We start from the raw sequence: 15,941 nt of genomic DNA, 5'->3' as shown, positions 1-15,941 counted from the left end.
GTTTCCTGGCCTACCCCTGCCAGCGAAATGCAAATCAGGTTTTTAGGAGCGCTGTAATGCCTGAGATCTACCATTTCTTCCAACAACTGGTTAATGGATTGACCATCGGCAGCACCTATGCCTTGATCGCCATCGGTTACACGATGGTGTACGGCATCATTGGCATGATCAACTTCGCCCATGGCGAGGTGTACATGATCGGGTCCTACGTGGCCTTCATCGCCCTCGCAGGGCTGGCCATGATGGGTATCCATTCGCTACCGATCCTGATGACCGTTGCCTTCGTCGCGACGATCTTCGTCACCAGCGCCTATGGCTACAGCATCGAACGGGTTGCCTACCGCCCCCTGCGCAACAGCAACCGTCTGATCCCGCTGATTTCCGCCATCGGCATGTCGATTTTCCTGCAGAACACTGTGCTGCTTTCGCAGGATTCCAAGGACAAATCCATCCCCAACCTGATCCCCGGGAGCTTCTCCTTCGGGCCGGGCGGTGCTGAAGAAGTCCTGATCAGCTACATGCAGATCCTGGTATTCGTGGTCACCCTGGTGGCCATGACCCTGCTGACCCTGTTCATCTCCCGCTCTCGCCTGGGACGCGCCTGCCGCGCCTGCGCCGAGGACATCAAGATGGCCAACCTGCTGGGCATCAACACCAACAACATCATCGCCCTGACCTTCGTCATCGGTGCCGCGCTGGCGGCGGTGGCGGCTGTGCTGCTGAGCATGCAGTACGGCGTGATCAACCCCAACGCCGGTTTCCTGGTGGGCCTGAAGGCCTTCACCGCGGCGGTACTGGGCGGCATCGGCAGCATTCCGGGCGCGATGCTCGGTGGCCTGGTGCTGGGCGTGGCCGAAGCCTTTGGCGCCGACATCTTTGGCGACCAGTACAAGGACGTGGTGGCATTCGGCTTGTTGGTTCTTGTCCTGCTGTTCCGGCCGACCGGCATCCTCGGCCGCCCGGAGGTTGAAAAAGTATGAACAGAAATCTCAAACAGGCGTTCTTCAGCGCCTTGCTGGTGTGGGCCGTGGCCTTCCCGGTGCTGGGCCTGAAACTGAGCATCGATGGCATCAGCCTGGTGGTGCATACCCAGGGCTCGTTCACCATCGGTATCATCGCCGCCTGCTCGGTGCTGATGTTCCTGCGTGTGCTGTTCGACAGGCAGTGGAGCTCGGTGATGGGCCGCCGCTCGGATCGCAAGCTGATCTCGCCGGCGGTAAGCAATTTCCTGACGTTGCCCAAGACGCAGCGCTGGATCATCATCGGCCTGATCGTGGTGGCGCTGGTGTGGCCGTTCTTCGGCTCGCGCGGAGCCGTCGACATCGCCACGCTGATCCTGATCTACGTGTTGCTGGGCCTGGGCCTGAACATCGTGGTCGGCCTGGCGGGCCTGCTGGACCTGGGTTACGTCGGCTTCTACGCTGTCGGCGCCTACAGCTACGCGATGCTGTCGCACTATCTGGGCTGGAGCTTCTGGGTATGCCTGCCGATCGCCGGCCTGATGGCCGCCACCTTCGGCTTCCTGCTCGGCTTCCCGGTGCTGCGCCTGCGCGGTGACTACCTGGCGATCGTGACCCTGGGCTTTGGCGAGATCATCCGCCTGTTCCTGCGCAACCTGACCGACTGGACCGGCGGCCCCAACGGCATCAGCAACATCCCCAAACCGGAACTCTTCGGCCTGACCTTCGAGCGCCGGGCCGCCGAGGGGATGCAGACCTTCCACGAGTACTTCGGGCTGCCGTACAACTCGATCAACAAGGTCATCTTCCTCTACCTGGTGGCACTGCTGCTGGCCCTGTTGGCGCTGTTCGTCATCAATCGCCTGCTGCGCATGCCGATCGGGCGGGCCTGGGAAGCATTGCGTGAAGACGAGATCGCCTGTCGTGCGTTGGGCCTGAACCCGACCGTGATCAAGCTCTCGGCATTCACCCTGGGCGCCTGCTTCGCCGGTTTCGCCGGCAGCTTCTTCGCCGCCCGCCAAGGGTTGGTGACACCTGAGTCGTTCACGTTCATCGAGTCGGCGATCATCCTCGCCATCGTCGTGCTTGGCGGCATGGGCTCACAACTGGGCGTGATCCTCGCGGCCATCGTGATGATCCTGCTGCCTGAGCTGATGCGTGAGTTCAGCGAATACCGGATGTTGATGTTCGGTGCGCTGATGGTGTTGATGATGATCTGGCGTCCGCAAGGCCTGCTGCCTATGCAACGTCCACACATGGAGCTGCGTCGATGAGCCGCGAAATTCTGCAAGTCAGCGGCCTGAGCATGCGCTTCGGCGGCTTGTTGGCGGTCAACGGCGTGGGCCTGACCGTCAAGGAAAAACAGGTGGTGGCGCTGATCGGCCCGAACGGCGCCGGCAAGACCACGGTGTTCAACTGCCTGACGGGTTTCTACAAACCCAGCGGCGGCACCATTCTGCTCGATGGCCAGCCGATCCAGGGGCTGGCCGGCCACCAGATCGCCCGCAAGGGCGTGGTGCGGACCTTCCAGAACGTGCGCCTGTTCAAAGAGATGACCGCGCTGGAAAACCTGCTGATCGCCCAGCACCGCCACCTCAACACCAACTTCTTGGCCGGCCTGTTCAAGACCCCAAGCTTCCGCCGCAGCGAGAAAGAGGCCTTGGAGCGTGCGCAGTACTGGCTGGAGAAGGTCAACCTGACCGAGTTCGCCAACCGTAGCGCCGGCACCCTCGCCTATGGCCAGCAACGCCGCCTGGAAATCGCCCGCTGCATGATGACCCAACCTCGGATCATCATGCTCGACGAGCCGGCAGCGGGCCTGAACCCCAAGGAAACCGAGGATCTCAAAGCGCTGATCGCTTATCTGCGAGAGTCACACGATGTCACCGTGCTGCTGATCGAACACGACATGAAGCTGGTGATGAGCATTTCCGACCATATTGTCGTCATCAACCAGGGCACGCCCCTGGCAAACGGCACACCGGAGGAAATTCGCGACAACCCTGACGTGATCAAAGCTTACCTGGGGGAAGCGTAAATGCTGAAGTTCGAGAACGTCTCCACCTTCTACGGCAAGATCCAGGCTTTGCATAGCGTCAACGTCGAGATCAATCAGGGTGAAATCGTCACCTTGATCGGTGCCAACGGCGCGGGCAAGTCGACCCTGCTGATGACCCTGTGCGGCTCGCCCCAGGCGCACAGCGGCAGCATCAAGTACCTGGGTGAGGAGCTGGTCGGCCAGCCTTCTTCGCACATCATGCGCAAGAGCATCGCCGTGGTCCCGGAAGGGCGCCGGGTGTTCGCCCGCCTGACCGTCGAGGAAAACCTCGCCATGGGTGGCTTCTTCACCGACAAGGGCGACTATCAGGAACAACTGGACAAAGTCCTGCAACTGTTCCCGAGGTTGAAAGAGCGTTATGTGCAGCGCGGCGGCACCATGTCCGGCGGCGAGCAGCAGATGCTGGCCATCGGCCGGGCGCTGATGAGCAAGCCCAAGCTGCTGCTGCTCGACGAGCCCTCGCTGGGCCTGGCGCCGATCATCATCCAGCAGATCTTCGACATCATCGAACAGTTGCGCCGCGATGGCGTGACGGTGTTTCTGGTGGAACAGAACGCCAACCAGGCGTTGAAAGTCGCTGATCGGGCCTATGTGCTGGAGAATGGCCGGGTTGTCATGCAGGGCACGGGAGAGGCGCTGCTGACCGACCCGAAAGTGCGTGACGCCTACCTCGGCGGTTGACGCTGTCAGTTAGCGTTTCAGGGCTGCTATGCAGCCCATCGCCGGCAAGCCGGCTTGTATGGTTAGACTTGAAGGGGTGGTGGGACTAAATGCCGGATTCTGACTGTTGACGCAGTACAGACTGTGGGAGACATCGCCCCACCCCTTCCACCAAAGCGCCGATAAAGAATGCATCGTTTGCAAACGACGATAGAAGCAAGCCAGCGCCTCTTGGTGAAAACCCTTCAAGCTCAAAAACCATAACGCGAGGAGCCGCCCATGGCAATGCAGGTAAACAAACTGATCGTGGGTGCGGATGTCGCAAAAGCCGAATTAGTGATTCATCACGATGATCGTGATGAAATTATCAGGCTGAAAAATACCAAGCCCGAAATCAAAAGCTGGCTAAAGCAACAGCCCCTCGGCACTGCAATCGCTGTTGAGGCGACCAATGTCTACCATCTGGACCTGGTTGAGCTAGCCCATGGCTTCGGTTTCGACGTTTATGTCATCGATGGTTTCCAACTGAGCAACTACAGGAAAAGTGTTGGAGGGCGGGTTAAAACTGACCCCTCTGATGCTCGGTTGCTGTCCCGATTTTTGAAAAACGAGGGCGACGATCTTCGTCCTTGGACCCCGCCTCCTGCTGTCTACGGCAAGCTTCAGAGCCTCCTTCGACGCAGAGCTGTCTTGGTGACTGCTCGCACTGCATTAGCTCAGAGCTGGACAAACGAAAGCCTGCTGAAGGCCGCCTTCAAAACCTTCGTAACATCGATAGATCGGCTGGATCAGCTGATACAAAAAAAGATTAAGGAAGTGCTACGAGAGGCTGGGCTGCACGAGCAAGTTGCCCGCTGTCAGGCGGTAGAGGGAATTGGGTTTCTTACCGCTACAGCCTTGGTAATGGCTTTTGTAAGGGGCGAGTTCAAGAACAGTGATTCGTACATCGCATTCCTGGGAATGGACTTACGGGTTAATGATTCTGGAGAGAAGAATGGACGTCGTCGGCTCACCAAGCGCGGCTGCTCGGAAATCCGTCGTTTGCTGCATAACGCAGCAATGGCGGCCAGCAGGTCGGCCGCTTGGAAAGGGGTATATGAGCAGTACAGAAACAGCGGTAAGGCAACGACCCAGGCGTTGGTAATTCTGGCCAGGAAGCTCGCACGAGTGGCATTCGCCCTGATGAGAAATCAGGACGAATACGTCACCAAAGGCGGGAAAATGGCTTGCTGAGAACCATAGAATCTCCCACCTCGACCGCGCAGTTCTTCAGGCCTGCGCGTTACCCGTTCAAGCCGGCTCCCGCAGTTACAGCGCAACGCTCGAAAATTGCGCGGTCCCAGTGGGAGCCGGCTTGCCGGCGATGGGCCGCAACGCGGCCCCAAATCGCTCACCTGAATGGCATCAGGGCCTCAAGCCATTTTCTGCCTGATGCAGACGCACCGCCCGTACCCACCTCTTGTGATCGGCGCCTGGCATGCGTACCGTGGCCTGCACTTCATGCAAGCATCCCGGAGCCCCGCCCCATGCGCCTCACCCCTTCCCTCGTACTCACCGCCCTGCTGCCACTGTTCGCCGGCTGCCAGATGCTGGCCGCGCCACCAAGCGACCCGAACATCGGCACTACACGCATGCAGGGCGAGTTGAGCGCCGGTGGCGGCCAGTTGCTGTTCAAGCCCTGCAACGAAGCCCGCCGGTTCGTGATCAAGGATGTCGCCGGCACCGGCATTTTGCAGGAAGCCGCGAACCTGGCAGACGACGCCGGTGACAAACTGTTCGCCGATGTGCGCGGGCGCCTCACCGGCAGCAAGCAGGCCGACAACGACGGTCAGCTCGAGGTGCGCACCCTGTACCGCCTGGATCCGTCCACCCGCGCCTGCGAAGACCCCAACTTCAAGCAACTGACCCTGCGCGCCAGCGGCCATGAGCCCGAGTGGGACGTCAAGGCCAGTGGCAAAGGCATGGTGATCAACCGCATTGGCAAGGAACCCTTGCCGCTGCCCTTCCTGGAAGAGGAAGTGCCCGGCGGCGGCCTGACCCTGACCAGCGAAGCCAACGGCCAGCATGTGGAACTGTGGGCTGCCCCGCAGCGTTGCGTCGATACTGCCACCGGTGCCGTGCACCACCTGCGTGCCGAGCTGCGCATCGATGGCCAGACCCTGCAGGGCTGCGGCTACTACGGCGGTGCACGCGACAACTGATCGCCGGGCACTTTTATCCTGCCAGTCAGGGCGGCGAACAGCTTATACTTGGCGGTTTGTGTAAAGCCGCCGGCCGCCCATGGCCGGGATACTGGACCCTGCCATGCTACGAATCACCGAACTGAAGCTGCCCCTGGACCATCCCGACGAAGCGCTGCGCGAAGCCATTGTTCAGCGCTTGGGCATCCGTGATGAGCAACTGCTCAGCTTCAACCTGTTCAAGCGCAGCTACGATGCGCGCAAGAAGAACAGCGAACTGCTGTTCATCTACACCATCGACCTTGAAACCAGCAACGAAGCGGAGCTGCTGGGCAAGTTCGCTGACGACCGCAACATCACCGTCGCACCGGATGTCACCTACAAGTTCGTTGGCCACGCACCGGCCGACCTGCAGGAGCGCCCGATCGTGGTCGGCTTCGGCCCGTGCGGCATCTTCGCCGGCCTGCTGCTGGCCCAGATGGGCTTCAAGCCGATCATCCTCGAGCGTGGCAAGGAAGTGCGCCAGCGCACCAAGGACACCTGGGGCCTGTGGCGCAAGAGCGTGCTCAACCCCGAGTCCAACGTACAATTCGGCGAAGGCGGTGCCGGGACCTTCTCCGACGGCAAGCTGTACAGCCAGATCAAGGACCCGCTTCACCATGGCCGCAAGGTACTGGAGGAGTTCGTCAAAGCCGGTGCGCCGGACGAAATCCTCTACATCAACAAGCCGCATATCGGTACTTTCCGCCTGACCGGCATGGTCGAGCAGATGCGCCAGGACATCATCGCTCTGGGCGGCGAAGTGCGCTTCCAGGAGAAGGTCACCGACCTGTTGCTCGACGATGGCCAACTGAGCGGCGTGGTGCTGGAGAGCGGCGAGCAGTTGCAGTCGCGCCATGTGGTGCTTGCCCTGGGCCACAGCGCCCGCGATACCTTCCGCATGCTTCACGGCAAAGGCGTGTTCATGGAGGCCAAGCCGTTCTCGGTGGGCTTCCGTATCGAGCACCCGCAAACACTGATCGACAAGGCGCGCCTTGGCAAATATGCCGGCCACCCGAAATTGGGTGCCGCTGACTACAAGCTGGTGTACCACGCCAAGAACGGCCGCTCTGTGTACAGCTTCTGCATGTGCCCCGGCGGCACCGTGGTCGCAGCCACCAGCGAACCAGGCCGCGTCGTTACCAATGGCATGAGCCAGTATTCGCGTAACGAGCGCAACGCCAACTCCGGCATCGTGGTCGGTATCGACCCTGAGCGCGATTACCCGGGCGGCCCGCTGGCCGGTATCGAGCTGCAGGAGCGCCTGGAAGCGCACGCCTACGTGATGGGCGGCAGCAACTATCAGGCACCGGCGCAGCTGGTCGGCGACTTCGTGGCAGGCAAACCCTCCACCGCGCTGGGTAGCGTCGAGCCGTCCTACAAGCCGGGCGTGACCTTGGGTGACCTGGCGCCAAGTTTGCCGGCTTTCGCCATCGAGGCAATCCGCGAGGCGCTGCCAGCCTTCGATCGACAGATCAAAGGCTACAACCTGCATGACGCTGTGCTCACCGGGATCGAGACACGTACCTCCTCGCCACTGCGCATTACCCGCGGCACGGATTACCAGAGCCTGAACGTGAAGGGGCTGTTCCCTGCAGGTGAGGGTGCCGGGTATGCCGGGGGCATCCTCTCGGCGGGCGTTGATGGCATTCGCATTGCCGAGGCCGTGGCGCGGGACATCCTCGGGCTGTAAGCCGCCAGCGCCTACCCAGCCTGAAGCCTGGAGCCGGATTGCCAGCGACAGGGCCAGGACAGGCCAATAAAAAACCCCGAACGGGCCTTGCCAGTTCGGGGTTTTGTTTTTGCCGCAATCAGTGCGTAACGCGGCTGGTACCGTCGACTGTCATGATGCGCACACGATCACCGACGCGGAAGATTTCGTTCTCCTGCACGGCCTGCACGTAGGCGCGCATGCTGCCATCGTCCTCACGCACGGTAATTTCGACACCTTGGGTGCGGGTGATACCTTCCTCGGCAGCGGAACCCGCCAGGCCACCCGCCACGGCGCCGATTACCGCAGCAACGATACTGCCACGGCCACCACCAATGGCACTGCCGGCAACACCACCGACGATTGCACCTGCACCGCCGCCGATTGGGGTTTTGGTGCCTTCGATCTTGACCGGACGCAGGGACTCGATGGTCCCCATGCGCACGGTCTGCACGCGACGGGCCTCATCACGGGAGTAGCTGTCGCCGGTCAGGCTGGAAGCACAGCCGCCCAACAGCAACGACAGGGTGGTGAACGTCGCCACCAGCAAAGCGGATTTACGCATGGGTAAAGTCTCCATAAGTCAGGTGTCCATTAGACGCTGCACTTCGACGGCTGTCACGGTAGCAAAGCCATAAAAAATATTTCCGTTCAGCTACGGTACAGCCTCCGAGCCGGGCCTGGACATCTAGACAGAAGATAGTCAGGGTTTACTGCATTGAAGTACTAACGGCATGCAGGGGCTGCGCGAGCCCCCCGCACCCTACGGCGCCAGGCGCTCGCGCAGCCACTGGCCATCGACCCACCGATAGTTCAGCCGATCATGCAGCCGGCTCGCCCGTCCCTGCCAGAACTCGATGCGCTCCGGCAGCACGCGGTAGCCTCCCCAATGCTCGGGGCAGTGTGGCTGGGTGTTGCAGAACCGCGCTTCAGTGGCCTTCACCAGCCCTTCTAGCGCCTCGCGGCTGGCGATCACCCGGCTTTGCGGTGAAGCCCATGCGCCAAGGCGGCTACCCAGCGGACGGACCTGGTAATAGTCATCCGACTCTTGGGGCGTAACCTTTTCCACACGCCCTTCGATGCGCACCTGACGCTCCAGCGCCGGCCAGAAAAAGGTCATGGCAGCGTAGGGGTTGGCCAGCAGTTGCTGGCCCTTGGCGCTGTCGTAGTTGGTAAAGAAGGTGAAGCCGCGGTCATCGAGCCCCTTGAGCAGCAATACACGGCAATGGGGACGGCCATCACCGTCGACCGTGGCGAGCGTCATGGCATTGGCCTCCACCGGGGGCTGCTCGGTCTTCACCGCATCGGCGAACCACTGGTGGAACAAAGCGAACGGCTCCCCTGGCGCCTGGGCTTCAGCCAGGCCATCACGGGTGTAGTCGCGGCGCATATCGGCCAGGGATTGGGTCATGGCTGCGTTTCCTTGACGATCAGTTGGTCTTCGCAGGGCTATTGGCGGCTACTTTTTTCTCGGCGGTAGCTTTCTTGGCCGCGGGCTTGGCCGGCGCGGCTTTCTTTTTAGCGGCGGTTTTGGTCGATGCCTTGGCTTTGGCTACAGGCTTCTTCGCAGCAGGTTTGGCCGCTGCCTTGGCGGCTGGCTTGGTCTCGGCTGGCTTGGTGGCAGGTGCCTTGGTGTCCTGGACAGCTACCATCGTGCTCGGTGCCGGCGCTGGCCGCTGATACTTGGCCATCAAGGCAAGCATGGTGTTCTGCGGGGTCAGCAGCATCTCCACGCGGCGGTTCAGGGCACGGCCTTCAACGCTGTCGTTCGCTGCCCGCGGCATTTCCGAACCCATGCCCTTGAGGGACAGGCGGTCACGGTTCAAACCGCTCAAGCGGAAAATCGCCGACACCGAAGCGGCGCGCTCCAGGCTGAGCTTCTGGTTGGTAGCCGCAGCACCGCTGGTGTCGGCGTGGCCAAGCACCAGCACGGCAGTCTTGGGATCGCCCTCGACAGCCTTGGCCACACGGGTAATCGGGCCCAGGCTCATGGGCAGCAGCATGTTCGGACGATCCGGGTTGTAGGAGCTGTCAGCCGGGAGAGTCACCACCAGCACATTCTCGCGGCGCTCCAACTCCAGCTTGCTGTCCTTGATCGCTTCACGCAGCTTTGGCTCGTACTGATCGAGCCAGGCCTGAGTGGCCTTTTCGTCAATTTTTGGCACAACCGGGCCCTTGGCCTGCTTGTCGTCACCGCCAAATGGCCACCACCAGCGGCTGGCGCTCTCGGACTTGGCATCGGCCTTGGCGACTTTTTCGGTAACGGCCTGCTTCACTTCCTGCTCGGCGACCTCGTCCGAACCGAATGGCCACCAGTTGCTGAGGCCGCCCTTGGAGGCATCCTGGGAATGGCTGGCGCAGCCGGTCATGGCGGTCAGGCACAGGGCGAGAGCTAAGGTTTTATGTGAAGACATCAGCGATACACCATGAAATAGAAAGAAATTTTGCCCACACACTCGAGGCGTTGGCATTGAGGATAGTCAAACGGAATGCGCAATACCCGCGTTACCCGATCAAAGGCAAGTGCCAAGGACACGCACCAGTTGCTGGGCCCTGGGATCCATGAGCACGTAAGGGCCGAGGGTATTGACCACGAAACCGAAAGCAACGTCGTGCTCGGGGTCGGCAAAACCGACCGAACCCCCTGCGCCGGGATGGCCAAAGGCCCGCGCCCCCAGGCCGAAAGTGGCGTTGGCCACGGCGGGCTGGTCCAGCATGCAGCCAAGGCCGAAGCGCGTCTTGGTCAGCAGGGTGCGATCCTCGCCGATGCTGTGTTCACGCGTCAGTTCATCGAGCAGCTCGGACTCGAGCAGGCTGCCGTCGAGCAGGCCGGCGTAGAAACCCGCCAGGCTACGGGCATTGCCGTGGCCATTGGCCGCCGGTTGCTGCATGCGGCGCCACTCAGGCTTGTTGGTACTGGTGAGGATGGCCGGCGGGTTGGTGAACGCACGGGTAGACAACGCCTCGGGCTCACGCATGGTCACCTGCAGCAGGCGCTGGGCGGCGGCATCGCCGGCGTTGCCCTTGCCGCGCGCAATATGCGCCACACGGTGGAATTCATCGTCCGCCAGGCCTACGTGGAAGTCGAGCCCCAGCGGCCGCGCGGTACGCGCCACGATCGACTCCCCTGGGCCACGGCCATCGGCGCGGCGGATCAACTCGCCGATCAGCCAGCCGTAGGTGATGGCGGCATAGCCATGCGCGGTACCCGGCGCCCACCAAGGCGTCTCGGCGGCCAGTGCATCGACCATGGTTTGCCAGTCATACAGGGCCTCTGCTGGCAGCAGCTCGCGGATAGCGGGCAAACCCGCCCTGTGGCTGAGCAGTTGGCGCAGGGTGACGCTCTCCTTGCCTGCCTGGGCAAACTCTGGCCAATAGCGCGCCACCGGTGCATCCAGCGCCAGCTTGCCCTCACCGACCAGCTGCAGCGCCGTGACGGCAGTGAACGTCTTGGTGCAGGAGAACAGATTGGCGAGGGTATCGCTGTGCCAGGCCTGCTGGCCGTCTTTGTCGGCACTGCCCGCCCAAAGGTCGATTACCGTCTCGCCACCGACTTGAATGCACAGCGCGGCGCCGCGCTCCTGAGGATCATCGAACAATGCCGCGAACGCTTCGCGCACTGCCTCGAACTTCAGCTCATAGTGACCCTGGATCTGCACCCGCTCGTTCTCCGTTCGACCTTGCCGAAAAAGGGGGCATTGTTTCAGTAGTTGGCGGTTTTGCCTACTGGGCAAGGCGGGTTGATCACGCAGAAAAGCACCCTTTTCAGGGCGCCTCTTCGGTTGCCGCGCCCGAGGTAGAGCCCTCTTCGTGCAACAGGCTGCTCAACTGACCAACGGCCTGCCGGTTACTCTTGCGCACCGCCTCGACAAAAGCCGGATACGGCATATCGGTGATCGCCACCAATCCAAGGTGCCCGTTCTCACCATCGAGCAAGCGCCCGCTGGCGGGCTGGTCGAGGTATTGGAACCAATGAGCACCGACGATCATCGGTTGCGCCAATGCCGCCTTGAGGAAGTTGCCGTAGGCCGGCCCCCGCTCCTCTTCACGTGCCACTTCCACCGGCCCCGGCCAGAAAGGCCCACGGTCACGCGAACCGAACTGGAATTCGGACACCAGCACGGGCTTGTCCAGCTCGGCCAGGCGGGCGAAGTCGTAGCCGTCGTCGGGTTTGAGGGTATAGAAGTTGAAGCTCAGCACGTCGCAGAACTCGGCGCAGGCCTTGACCGCTTCGGGTGTGCTGACGGCAAAGCGCCCGCCCAGCAGAAGGTGGTTGGGCGCATGCCAGTTCAGCGAATCGGCGATGGTCTTGAAATAGGTTTCAGCGAACACCTGCTGAAAGTGCTGGTAATCGCGTTCGATCTCAGGGTGCTCGGGGTTGGGCAGCGGCGCCTCGAAGCCCGGGTCTTCCATCAACTCCCAGGCTTGCAGGTCGATGCCCCAGGCCTTGGACAGCCCCTGCTGGTTACGGTACTTGTCGCGCAGCTGCTTAAGAAAAGCACGCTTGGCCGGCACATCGGTTGTCAGACGCAGGGTGCCATAGGCAAGGCCGTAACGGGCCTTCGGGTCGTTGCCAGGCGCAGCCCAGGCCAGCTCGTTGTCGGCGAAGTAACCGATCAGCCAGGGGTCATCCCGGTGGTCACGTGCGGCGATGGCCACGGCACGCTCGGTGGCCATGGCGAAACGCGGATCGAACGGGTCTGGCATGCGCCCCCACCAGTCCATGCCTGTGCTGATGCTGGCATAGTCACCGACGATCGACAGCGGCAGTGTATAAGGCATGCGCTTGGCCTGGCCGAGCTCGGGATCGCTCCAGTTGCCCAGGGTGTTGAAGCCCCAGGCCTGCAACCGGTCGAGCGTATGCGCCTGCCAACGAGCGCTGTCCAGCGCAGGCGGCGGGCAGGGCGTGGCAGGTTGCGATTCGCCCTCCGGTGGGCAAGGCTTGCCATGGGCGCGGTAAATGTTGGCCGCATAGAAGTCGAACCAACGCCCTTTCTTGAAGTTGCGCCCCTGCGACGAGGCATTGCCATCATCGTTGTTGCTCTCGCCATAAAAGGCGGCAAGTGCGTCACCTTCGCCCGGTAGCGCCTCGAACATGCCTTCGCGCCCTGCGACATAGGTACGCCCGCCATCGGCAGCCACGGCATTGACGCCCAACGAGTAGAACGGATGGCCATCGGGGGTTACCAGGTGCCAGCGGCCGTCACGCTTTTCGGTACGGAAGAAACCCTTGGCCTCGAACGCCGGCCCCGCCAGCAGGCCGCCGTAGATGTCCAGTTGTTGCCCGTGATGCTCGGCCAGCCAGGCCTTGAGCTGTTGCTGCTCGCGGCTGTCGGCAGCTTTCAGTTGTTCACCGTTGACCACCTTCTCGGGCCAGCGGCTGCGGGTGGACTGGCCGTAAGCGTCGATCAGTGCGTGGTAGGCGGCCTGGTAGGCAAGGTCATCGTCCTGGATACCGACCTTCTCGATCAGCAGGTTCTGAGCAACCTTGGGGCCGGGAATGCTCAAGCTGACGGAAACCACCTGCTTGAGATCGACCTCACCGGCGCTGCTGGTCAGCAGCAACCGTTGCCCCTCATGGTTCCAGGGCATCGGCGGGCCGGCGCGCATGCCCTGGCTAAGGGGGGAACTGGCCTTGAGCGGCACCATGACCGTCTGCGCAGGCCCTGCCGGCAGGTCGATGCGGCTGGTCAGAGTACGCCCGTCGCTGCCCAGCACTGTGACATCCACGGTCAGCGCCCAATCCATGGCACTTTGCAGGCGCAAGGTCAGAAACTGCCCAGCCGACCAATCCCATGCGCCACTCTGTGGGCTCAGGCGCAGGGTAGGCCGTTCAACCGGGTTGAACACCACCCGCCGCAACACCTCGCCTTCTGCGGTCTGTTCTGCGTTGTACTGCGGCATCCCCGCCCCTTCGGTCACCACATTGACGACCGAGGCCGGGCGCACGAAACTGAACAGCGTCTGCTGCCCGGCCAGTGCAGATGCGCTGAACAACAAGGTGAGAACAGCAGGCAAGGTGCGGCGAATCATAGGGCTCTGGCTCTCCTGTGAGGCCCTCATGGGCCCCCGACAGCGTGGTGGACAACGGGCCGGCACATCATGCTCCGGCCTTCAGGAAATCTCCCGCCGGAAGGGCGGTAGCGCATTGAGAATAGCCTTGCCGTAGCGTTGGGTGACCAAACGCCGGTCAAGCAAGGTAATCACGCCCCGGTCCTGTTCGGTACGTAGCAGGCGACCACAGGCCTGGATCAGCTTCAACGATGCATCGGGCACGGCAATTTCCATGAAGGGGTTGCCACCGCGGGCCTCGATCCACTCGGCCAGCGCCGCCTCGACCGGATCGTCAGGCACGGCGAAGGGGATCTTGGCGATCACCACATGCTCGCAATAGGCACCGGGCAGGTCGACGCCCTCGGCGAAGCTGGCCAGACCGAACAACACACTGTGCTGGCCATCATCGACCCGCGCCTTGTGCTTGTTCAGGGTCTCTTGCTTGGACAGGTTGCCCTGGATCAGCACCAGCTTGCGCCAGTCGCGGTCCAGGCCGTCGAACACTTCCTGCATCTGCTTGCGCGAGGAAAACAGCACCAGCGCACCGCGGGCATCTTCGACGATGTTCGGCAGCTCGCGGATGATCGCAGCGGTATGCGCTGCGGCATCACGCGGGTCGGCCTTGAGGTCGGGCACCCGCAGCAGGCCGGCATCGCCATGCACGAACGGGCTGGGCACCACGCAGGTCACCGCATCGCGCGGCAGGCCCGAGCGCATGCGGAAACGGTCGAACTTGCCCAGCGCGGTCAGCGTCGCCGAGGTGACCAGCGCGCCATGGGCAACGCTCCACAGGCTACGCCGCAGCATTTCGGCTGCCAGAATGGGGCTGGCGTTGACCTCGATGTCGAACAGCGCCCCGCTTTCGGCCAGGGTCAACCAGCGGGCCATGGGCGGGCTGTCCTCTGGGTCCTCGGCCGTGAAGGCGGTCCACAGCTCCCAGTTGCCCTGGGCGCGGGTGACCAGGCTGCCGAACAAGGGATACCACTCTTCAGCCTGGTGGCTGGCGATACCGATGTTGACCTCGCCGTCCATGCCTTCCTTGAGCAGGTCGGCCAGGCGGGTGAACAGATCGTTGAGGCGGGCGAAGCCCTTTTTCAGCTCGATGCCGACTTCGCGGATCTGTTCGGGCACCACGCCGCCTTCGAAGCGATAGCGCGGGCGCTCTCGCCCCTCCACGTCTTCGCTGGGGCGGAAGTCGGCGACTTGCTCGCACAAGGTGAACATGAACTGTTGCTGGGTGCGGATTTCCCGCGCCAGCTCCGGCACCTGCTCGATCAGCTTACCCAGATCGCCCGGCAAAGGGTGCTGGGCCAGCAGCTTGGTCAGGTTCTTGGCAGTCTGCTCCAGCCAGTCGGCAGTGGAACGCAAACGCGAAAAGTGGGCGAAATGGCCGATGGCCTTGTCGGGCAGGTGGTGGCCTTCGTCGAACACGTACATGGTGTCGCGCGGGTCAGGCAGCACCGCGCCGCCGCCCAGGGCCAGGTCGGCCAGGACCATGTCGTGGTTGGTGACGATCACGTCGACCTTACCCATGCCTTCGCGGGCCTTGTAGAACACGCACTGCTGGAAGTTCGGGCAGTGGCGGCCGGTACATTGGCTGTGGTCGGTGGTCAGCCGTGCCCAGTCCTGGTCTTCCAGGGCTTCGGGCCAGCTGTCACGGTCGCCGTCCCAACGATTGCCGGCGAGCTTCTCGATCATGCTGTTGAACAGCTTCTGGCTGCGCTCGTCGACCTCGATATGAAAGCCCTCTTCCTCGAACAGCTGTGCAGTGGCCGATTGCGCGTGGCCCTCCTGCAGCAGGATGTCGAGCTTGGACAGGCACAGGTAGCGGCCGCGGCCCTTGGCCAGGGCGAAGCTGAAGTTCAGACCGCTGCTGCGCGTGAGGTCGGGCAGGTCCTTGAAGACGATCTGTTCCTGCAGGGCCACGGTCGCGGTGGCGATCACCAGGCGCTTGCCAGCGGCCTTGGCGGCCGGGATTGCGGCCAGGCTGTAGGCGACTGTCTTGCCGGTACCGGTGCCCGCCTCCACCGCGACCACGGCAGGCTCGCCCGCGCGGCGGCCTTCGTCGTCGCAGGCAATGTCGCCCAGGACCTTGGCCACTTCGGCGATCATCAGGCGCTGGCCATAACGCGGCTTGAGGCTCTTGGCTTCGAGAAAACGCGAGTAGGCGCCCTGGATGGTGGCTTTGAGTTCGTTGCTGATCATGGTCTGCAGGCGCCCGAAGGGCTGGATATATTTTCAGTGTTTCGCATGGGGCGGCTATCATACCCCGCTATTGC

General features: G+C 62.5%; 13 protein-coding genes. 7 read left to right on the top strand and 6 right to left on the bottom strand.

What is annotated here, in order from left to right:
* Window positions 1-56: 56 nt before the first annotated feature.
* From livH to ABRP30_RS05640, 7 genes are all read left to right on the top strand, one after another.
* On the top strand, window positions 57-980 hold the full coding sequence (gene livH, locus ABRP30_RS05670; protein ID WP_008097482.1) for a high-affinity branched-chain amino acid ABC transporter permease LivH: 924 nt from the start codon (window positions 57-59) through the stop codon (window positions 978-980).
* Window positions 977-2,233: a high-affinity branched-chain amino acid ABC transporter permease LivM gene (locus ABRP30_RS05665; protein WP_267821479.1), complete on the top strand. Its 1,257-nt coding sequence runs from the start codon at window positions 977-979 to the stop codon at window positions 2,231-2,233. Before livH ends, ABRP30_RS05665 begins: the two co-directional genes overlap by 4 nt.
* Window positions 2,230-2,997, top strand: a complete 768-nt coding sequence (gene livG / locus ABRP30_RS05660; protein ID WP_267821477.1) for a high-affinity branched-chain amino acid ABC transporter ATP-binding protein LivG — start codon at window positions 2,230-2,232, stop codon at window positions 2,995-2,997. The genes ABRP30_RS05665 and livG overlap by 4 nt, the downstream gene beginning before the upstream one ends.
* Window positions 2,998-3,699: an ABC transporter ATP-binding protein gene (locus ABRP30_RS05655; RefSeq protein WP_012313071.1), complete on the top strand. Its 702-nt coding sequence runs from the start codon at window positions 2,998-3,000 to the stop codon at window positions 3,697-3,699.
* Window positions 3,700-3,957: 258 nt separating this feature from the next.
* Complete coding sequence (locus ABRP30_RS05650; protein ID WP_372490346.1) at window positions 3,958-4,911, top strand: IS110 family transposase; 954 nt, start codon at window positions 3,958-3,960, stop codon at window positions 4,909-4,911.
* A 293-nt stretch (window positions 4,912-5,204) separates the two neighbouring features.
* Window positions 5,205-5,879 (top strand): COG3650 family protein, encoded by a 675-nt coding sequence (locus ABRP30_RS05645; RefSeq protein ID WP_241804907.1) that lies wholly within the window; start codon window positions 5,205-5,207, stop codon window positions 5,877-5,879.
* Window positions 5,880-5,982: 103 nt separating this feature from the next.
* On the top strand, window positions 5,983-7,590 hold the full coding sequence (locus ABRP30_RS05640; RefSeq protein ID WP_267821473.1) for an NAD(P)/FAD-dependent oxidoreductase: 1,608 nt from the start codon (window positions 5,983-5,985) through the stop codon (window positions 7,588-7,590).
* Between the two features lie 118 nt (window positions 7,591-7,708).
* On the opposite strand, the gene ABRP30_RS05635 is transcribed toward ABRP30_RS05640, so the two are convergent.
* From ABRP30_RS05635 to dinG, 6 genes are all read right to left on the bottom strand, one after another.
* A complete protein-coding gene (locus ABRP30_RS05635; protein ID WP_267821471.1) occupies window positions 7,709-8,173 on the bottom strand; it encodes a glycine zipper 2TM domain-containing protein in 465 nt (154 codons plus the stop codon).
* 198 nt (window positions 8,174-8,371) lie between these two features.
* Entirely contained in the window at window positions 8,372-9,019 is a 648-nt protein-coding gene (pdxH, locus tag ABRP30_RS05630) for a pyridoxamine 5'-phosphate oxidase (RefSeq protein WP_241804904.1), read from the bottom strand.
* Between the two features lie 19 nt (window positions 9,020-9,038).
* Window positions 9,039-10,022, bottom strand: coding sequence for an OmpA family protein (locus tag ABRP30_RS05625; protein ID WP_267821468.1), 984 nt, complete (start codon window positions 10,020-10,022; stop codon window positions 9,039-9,041).
* Between the two features lie 99 nt (window positions 10,023-10,121).
* Window positions 10,122-11,267 carry a serine hydrolase domain-containing protein gene (locus ABRP30_RS05620; RefSeq protein ID WP_267821466.1) on the bottom strand — a complete coding sequence of 382 codons (1,146 nt, stop codon included), beginning with the start codon at window positions 11,265-11,267 and terminating at the stop codon, window positions 10,122-10,124.
* Window positions 11,268-11,373: 106 nt separating this feature from the next.
* Complete coding sequence (locus tag ABRP30_RS05615) at window positions 11,374-13,641, bottom strand: beta-galactosidase (RefSeq protein WP_349976239.1); 2,268 nt, start codon at window positions 13,639-13,641, stop codon at window positions 11,374-11,376.
* Window positions 13,642-13,722: 81 nt separating this feature from the next.
* Entirely contained in the window at window positions 13,723-15,867 is a 2,145-nt protein-coding gene (dinG, locus tag ABRP30_RS05610; RefSeq protein WP_349976238.1) for an ATP-dependent DNA helicase DinG, read from the bottom strand.
* Window positions 15,868-15,941: the final 74 nt, after the last annotated feature.

It is taken from the genome of Pseudomonas sp. WHRI 8519 (genome assembly GCF_040224055.2).
GTDB lineage: Bacteria > Pseudomonadota > Gammaproteobacteria > Pseudomonadales > Pseudomonadaceae > Aquipseudomonas > Aquipseudomonas putida_X.
The sequence above is the reverse complement of the archived record's forward strand: the minus strand, read 5'-3'. Positions and strand labels throughout refer to the sequence as shown.